Source organism: Bacillus cereus group sp. BfR-BA-01522, from assembly GCF_022662635.1.
In the GTDB taxonomy this organism is placed as follows: Bacteria; Bacillota; Bacilli; order Bacillales; family Bacillaceae_G; genus Bacillus_A; species Bacillus_A cytotoxicus.
In genome coordinates this window covers 1-7,233 of record NZ_JAKUDY010000030.1, presented here as the reverse complement: position 1 = coordinate 7,233, position 7,233 = coordinate 1, and the positions used below count along the sequence as shown (strand labels likewise).

Genomic DNA, 7,233 nt, shown 5'->3' with positions numbered 1-7,233 from the left:
AGTATTTCAATTTCTTTTTCTGTAAATAGTTTTTTCGTCATTTTGAAATGTCTCCGATTCTCATTTTTCTCTCATTATACAAGAAATACCCTATAGAATAGACCTTTTTTTGTGCAATCATATCTGCACGTTTTTATTGCATTACTATGTACTTTCATTTTGCACTAAACAGAGCCATTCTGTATCACAGAATGGCTCAATCGTTATCGTTTAGAAAATTAATAAACTTTATACAAAATTCACTAGATCAATCATCATATTATTAATAATTTCTTTACTTACTTCATCAATTAAATTTTGGCAATCGTCAAAGAATATTGAATCACAAATATGTTGTTGAGGTAGTACTAATCCATGTAATCCTCTAATAACTAATCTCAAGTTATTTAGAGCATTGACTCCACCTTTTCCTGAACCCGCAGCACATAAAATGGTAACTGGTTTATTTAAAAACTGCTCTTTACTTAAAAAATCTAAAGCATTTTTTAATCCCCCACTCATTCCATTATGATATTCGGGAGTGCAAATAACGAAACTATTTGCTCTATTGGCAATTTCTTTTAACTTACTAACATTCGCATTTTCATACTCAGTAACATTACCTGTAAAAATAGGAAGAGGATTCTTCGAGAGATCAAAAAATTCAACTTCTTGACCCTTCTGATTTAAATTATTAACGACATAATTAACTAATCCCCTATTATTGGAAAAGATCCTAGAACTACCAGATATAACTAAAATCAATGCTATTCCTCCTTAGTTATAGTTTAAAAAACTCTTTTTAGAGTACTCTATGAAATCATCAATGCAAGTAAAACTCTCTAACTTTTTGAGGTAAACCATTAATTACTTTGTAAACGTTAATGTAATTGCCCCTTCCCCCTACTAGCAAATAATTTTCACCATTCTCACCTTGAATACCAAAAGTAGCTTTAGGGAAGTCTTGTACATTTTCCTCTAAATCAAACCATTCCCCTGTATCATACTTATACGTTCCAACTTGAAAACCATATGATACAACATGTACAAAGTCCCCTAAAATCACACTACTTTCTTTTGTATTAATTAATAAATCTACCCATTGTTTCTTTACTTCTTCGCTGTTCATATCTAATTCTACTAATCCACAAGAACCAACTATATATGTTTTTCCCTCATGTAAAAAGTATCGTTTCGGTACACCATCAATATTAATTGTTTTTACAACTTTGTTGTTTTCATCATAAAAATTTAGTTCACCGTCTTTGGTACCACATAACTTTAAATCGTCATAAGTATACCCTGTTACCCAAACAGGTTTTCCATTAGTATCAATTGTATTTAAAATAGAACCGGTTTTAAGATTTATTTCATGTAAGGAACCGCGTTCAATAGCTACTAAAGCTCTTTCTTCATCTGAATCAATATCTATACTTCTAGGAACACCGGATAAATGTAAAAACCACTCTAAATTTCCATCTTGATTTGCTTTAAATACTACACCTTTATGTCCGATAGCTAAGTATGATCCATCTCTTAAAGGTTTAATTCGTTTAGTTAATCCAAAGAAATGTTTATGTCTTTCTGCTACACGAACATTAATAGAATTAAATTTACCAAGTTCATAGGATAATATATCGACACCATCATCCTTAGCGCAATAAATTAAATTTTTATTGAGCGGGTGTGCGGCTAATTCCCAAACACAGCTTCCTTTATAGTTTGCTTTATATTGAAATTCACCCAGAGAATTAATACAATGTATTTCGCCATTTTGCATCAGTACAAAAAGTTTATCTTTAGAGATATAAACTAAGTTGAGAACTGAATATGGAAATGGGCCAATAACATTACTTAGGGTAAGTTCTTTATGTTCATTGTCAAAGACATAAATATGTCCATCAAATGCTCCCACATACACATATTTGTATTCATCGTCTAATTCTAAAGCTTCAACATCATCATAAGTAAAATGATATTCTTGTTTTTCTTTACCATCTGTACTGATGGTAATAACTCCATTACTTAAAAATTTATCTTCTCCACCACCAGCATCTTGAGTTGCCCAAAATCTTTTATGACGATCGTCCCAACGGACCCAGTGAATGTTGTTACCATCAATCATTTCTTTAATTGGAAATTCCATTCTTTCTAGATTTCCAATATGTAAATAACCACTTGTTTCACCCATCGCTTGATATTCTGAATTTTCAGTACTGAAACTATCAAAAAATTGTTCTGAAATTTTTTCTTTTATATCTAAAACATCTAGTGTTTCACTATCTAAAATTAAAAGTTGTCCATAACCATTATTAGTATAAACTTTTCCGTTAATAACACCTATTCCTCTGGCTGATGTAGGAGAAGGCTCTTCATTTTCTAATAAATTTTTGTCTTCTCTAAGTGTATAATCATCCTGCACTGTTATAGGTTTTAAGGTTTTTAGATCCCATTTACAAACAGAACCTCTTCTGTTCCTAGTATAAATAGCATCTTTGTATGCGACCATAGCATTTATTGGAGAGCTATACCCCGTTGATTGACTAGACTGAATAAGATTTAAATTCAAATCAAATTTATGAATCTGCCCTTTTACATCAGCTGCAATTAAAAAATCTTTGGTTGGAGAATTAATAAGTCTCGTGATACGATTTGTAATATTCATTTTAAGACACCCCTTGTTTTTGTTTTTCTTTATCAAAATTAATTTTATTTATACTGATATATACAAGCACACTAGAAATCACCATAACTAGGAACATGACAAAGTATAAATAACGCGGCCCTATGTCATGGATGAACAGAGTGAAAATACCTATTAATAAAATTCTAACGAACAACCCGACACATGTATAAAAGCTATTTACTCTCCCAATAATATTGTTAGGAATTGTAATCATCATTAAATTCTTTCTGGTAATTTTAGCTCCACCATGTCCCCATCCTCTAATTAAATTGATGGTTAGAAAAATATATAAGGATGGAAAAACAAAGGTTAAAAGAAGTGCTACTGTGAAAGTAGTTACATAAATAATAAGACTCCAGTTTTCACCTAGTTTGCTTGAAATATAATAATAACTAATGCCAGCTACTATGGCTCCTAATGATGCAATTAATCCAGAAAGAGCATAGGCGTTGGCATCAGCCTTTAATACATCTTTTATGAATATGGGATTTACATAATTAGCTACCATAACGATTAAGAAAGGCATCCAAGAACACAGAAATAATAACGTTAGCCATTTTTTATTTTTTAAAAAATCGAATCCTTCTCGAATACTTAAGAAAAATCCAGATGATCGAGACTTTCTGTTTGTTAACGTTTTTTCATATGTAATAAAAGCAAATAATAAGAAGGCTGCTAAAAAGGAGAAAGCATCTATCAGAAAAATAAATGTGTAACTAACTTTAGTCATTAAAATACTTGCTAGGCTACCAGATGCTAATACCGCTGTTTGACTAACAGTTTCTAACAAGCTATTAATTTCTTTAAATTGATTTTCATGAAATTTTTCTTGAACAAACGCCAATACTGTTGGAAAAAAGAAGGCATAAGAAATATTTGATATTAAGCTAAGAATTACAAGGGCATACATATCATATTCTCCTTGTAATACTCCTCTTAAAATAATTAAGCTCACAACGATAAAACCTGCTAATTGATTAAATAAAAAAATATTTTTTCGGGAATATTTATCAATTACACTTCCTATATATGGGGTAATAAAAAATAAAAGGATAGTAATCAATAAGGATACAATCCCGAAAATTTTATCCCCATTTTCTCTATTTATCATTAACCAGGTAACACCTACACTAGATATCCCAGTACCAATCGAAGATAACAAAGTGGATAGAGTTAGCAAATTAACGTCTTTATTTTTCATTATTTTCAGCATAAATATCACCCACCTTAAAAAATGGAGATGGCGCCATTTTGGCGCCATTTCAAGTCATAATCTGATACATCAATAATTCGATATTAATGTTTACAAATTAATGAATTAGATCTCCTGAGCGATGATGCCGCGAACTGGCATTGTTTTTTTAATCTTCATATGTATCACCTCCTTGCTACAACTTTTATTATATAGACATATAAAACGAATAATTATTCTTATGGGAATATTTATTGAATTACACATTTTATGAATTTTAAGTTTTTTGGTTGTATCCAAAACATATTGAAACAAGAGCAGCGACATAACGCTATGTTACTATTTTTTGAATCTATTTTTATCATTTGAATTTGAAAGATGTCACTGTCTCTTATGCTCAGGGTTAGCAGTTCATCTTTTTGTGACCGCCAGGTTTCAATTTTGATATATTTAGTAGTCCTATCTCGTTAAGTGTATTCATAGATATAATATGATTCCTCATTTTTTTCATTACTAAACCTCTATTTTCATTTAATCCATTAATTTTCTGTAGATGTGTAAAAATTATACATTAAGTAATAGATATGAGTTTGTATTTTCTATAGAGCATTTATAATAATCGTAATATCTCTTTAAGGATAATTTAGATTTAAAGCCTATTTGGCCTCACCATATCAAAAAAAGAAAATTGTACGTTTAGAAACAATTTGGACACAAATTAAGATGTTTGATGTACGCTAAGACTATTTTCCAGCTAAATAGGGACTATTTGGCACTGGAAAGTCAATGTTTTCTAAAATGTCAACTGGAATATTACTTTTACTAATGGGAAAAGCGATCGTAGTTTGTAAAGGTATACCTTTAAGGACATAACTATAATCCTTATAAAATCAAGGTTTATCACGTTTATAAACATATTACAAAATATTTATAAACGTTTATTAAATCTTAATGACCTTTATAAATCCCTTGGCGTACAATTTTCTTAAAATGATATGGTGACCCCTTATAGGTAATTTTTGTTATTACATGAAATGTTTAAGAAATAGAAGTTATAGAGATTAGTTTTATTGATATTTAATTTTTTTGGTAATTTTTTTGAAAGGAGGAAGTGTGAATTTATTTTTCATGTTTATTTATTTTCTCCTTTATTTATTTGATAGTTAGTTTTTTATTCTGCAAATGCTCCTACTACTCCACCAGCAACAGCACCAATTCCTGCTCCTACAATAGCACCGGCTACTACATTTGTTCCACTTACACCACCGTTTATTTTAATAAAGGATTAATAAGATACTGTTTTATTTTCTTTTCGAACGCATACCTTTTAATTTAGTAATCTTATCTTGATTAAGCAATTGGTTATATATTTCACTCTTAACATCATAAATGGCAATTTTCCCTTGATCGTTATAGTGTATTCCCCAACCATAATTTTTCACTAAAGGAGAAGCTCTGAAGCAAGCCATAGGTTTTGAAAAAAATTGTTTTCGCAGTTCATCTGTATTTTCTTCTTCTATTTGATTTTTGATTAAATAAGTTTTAAATTGCACATCTTCTTGTGTAAATTTATAAGGATTATTCTTAATTAAATCATATTCAATAGAAGCAATAGTAGGTTTTCCATTTCTGGTGACAGGTACTATGGCAGAAGTAGCTTTTGAATCCTCTGAAATGGTAATAAGTGTGTTCTTGTAACTCATATAACAACCTCCTTAGTAAACCAATTTTTCATAAAGATATATAATATTTAAAATTATACAAATATCTAGAAAGTAGATTTCCAAGTTTGGGAATCTACTTCAAAAAAGTTCTTCAACAAAAGTGCCCTTTAATGGAAGATTGATCTACAATACCAAGCATCAAAGCAAAAGATAATATCACAGCAGTTTTATTCATCGAATTTATTACCCCCTTTTTTATATTTTTATTGTATATCATATTCAAGTCAAGTTAACATAAGGCATTATTAGCGGAAGTCATTGTACATTTGCTTCACTTAGGGGTCACAGTGATTTTTTTCGGTATTTTACAAACCGAATTATAAAGAATATGTTGAAAATAATGATGGATATGAAATAAAAACCAGAAAATATCATTCTCACATATTCGTTTTCAATAGTAGTTACTAAACAACCTCCTATAATAATGTATAGTAATACTAATGATGAAAATCCCCCCAAAATTTTAGAAAGGATTGGATCACTTTCAATAAAATTAAGATATCGTTCTGTTCTCTTTGCCATGTTACATGCACCTCCATTTTCCTAATTATACCATTAGAAAGGACTAATTTGTTCAGATTTTTAGATGTATATGGTATACACATTTGGTTAACATAACGTCTCAATATCGGTAGAGAGGAAAAAGAAGTACCCCTAATTAGAATAAGGGATACTTCTTTTTATATTTCTGTTAGTAATTTGAATTTCATTTTTTGCTCTGCAGTTAATTCTTTTTCTACATAATAATTATTTATAAGTAGATCGATTATTTCGTGAGCGAATTTCTTGTTGGTAATCTTCATTAGTGCCTCAAGTTCTACTTTTGATTCATTAGAAACTTTAATACTTCCTTGTTGGTTTTTAAATTTTTTTTCTGAGGTGCCTGTATTTCCTTATCTAAGTTGTCAGTAATAGGCGTAACTGTTACTACAAATGAATTATTTTTATTTTCCACAGGTACCACTCCTATTTAAACTTTTCACGTGTTATTTCTTTTCCAGCATTTCATAAAGGTGCTTGTACATCCCTTTATAACCTTCAGATTGTCTCGTTGTTAGTTTAGTATTTACATAGCTTTCAATAAGCATATCGATAATATTATTATTCGATACTTTATCCATACTTTCTGCTTCTTTTATAATTTTATAAATGGTTTAAGTGTATTTAATTTTAACAAAACAGCAGGTGAGATCTTGACTGTGGAGTTAGTATAGTCATATGGACACAACTTAGTTAAGTCCTTACAATGGATTTCAAGGAGGAAGTGTCCGTATGGCAAACAAGAACTTTAATGCAGAATTTAAAAAGATGGTTGTTGAATTATATCATTCAGACCAATCTGTGAAAGAATTAAGCAGCGAGTATGGTGTATCAGAAGTAACGATTTATAAATGGATTAAAAAATATTCTCCTATCACAACGATTGATGAGGAAGAAATGACTCCAGAAGATCTAAAACGAATGCAAAAAGAAATGCTTCGCCTGAAAGAGGAGAATGAGATATTAAAAAAGGCTATGGCCATATTCGCGAAAAAATAAATGATACAGAATTACATCAATTTATCGATTGTCAAAAAGAAACACACTCTGTTCGTACAATGTGTCAAACACTTGGAATAGCGAGAAGTTCGTATTACCAATCTCAGCACAAA

At 30.0% G+C, this 7,233-nt stretch carries 4 protein-coding genes and 3 pseudogenes; 1 reads left to right on the top strand and 6 read right to left on the bottom strand.

Annotation, left to right across the window (positions count from 1 at the left end; translation table 11 throughout):
* Positions 1-228 precede the first annotated feature (228 nt).
* The 6 genes and pseudogenes from MR059_RS21250 to MR059_RS21225 form a co-directional block, all read right to left on the bottom strand.
* Positions 229-744: an NADPH-dependent FMN reductase gene (locus MR059_RS21250; protein WP_242162025.1), complete on the bottom strand. Its 516-nt coding sequence runs from the start codon at positions 742-744 to the stop codon at positions 229-231.
* 58 nt (positions 745-802) lie between these two features.
* Complete coding sequence (locus MR059_RS21245) at positions 803-2,644, bottom strand: YncE family protein (protein ID WP_242162024.1); 1,842 nt, start codon at positions 2,642-2,644, stop codon at positions 803-805.
* A 1-nt stretch (position 2,645) separates the two neighbouring features.
* Positions 2,646-3,878 (bottom strand): MFS transporter, encoded by a 1,233-nt coding sequence (locus MR059_RS21240; protein WP_242162023.1) that lies wholly within the window; start codon positions 3,876-3,878, stop codon positions 2,646-2,648.
* A 1,280-nt stretch (positions 3,879-5,158) separates the two neighbouring features.
* Positions 5,159-5,560, bottom strand: coding sequence for a DUF6157 family protein (locus tag MR059_RS21235; protein ID WP_012094725.1), 402 nt, complete (start codon positions 5,558-5,560; stop codon positions 5,159-5,161).
* Positions 5,561-6,261: 701 nt separating this feature from the next.
* A pseudogene (locus tag MR059_RS21230) lies at positions 6,262-6,536 on the bottom strand (hypothetical protein).
* A gap of 31 nt (positions 6,537-6,567) precedes the next feature.
* Positions 6,568-6,788: pseudogene (locus MR059_RS21225) on the bottom strand (hypothetical protein); the annotation flags it as partial.
* A 65-nt stretch (positions 6,789-6,853) separates the two neighbouring features.
* Here MR059_RS21225 and MR059_RS21220 point away from each other — a divergent pair.
* A pseudogene (locus MR059_RS21220) lies at positions 6,854-7,233 on the top strand (transposase); the annotation flags it as partial.

What these genes read in the sequence shown, in the direction of transcription:
- MR059_RS21235 (WP_012094725.1), bottom strand. Translation starts at nt 5,560, where the DNA reads ATGAGTTACAAGAACACACTTATTACCATTTCAGAGGATTCAAAAGCT.
- MR059_RS21240 (WP_242162023.1), bottom strand. Translation starts at nt 3,878, where the DNA reads ATGCTGAAAATAATGAAAAATAAAGACGTTAATTTGCTAACTCTATCC.
- MR059_RS21245 (WP_242162024.1), bottom strand. Translation starts at nt 2,644, where the DNA reads ATGAATATTACAAATCGTATCACGAGACTTATTAATTCTCCAACCAAA.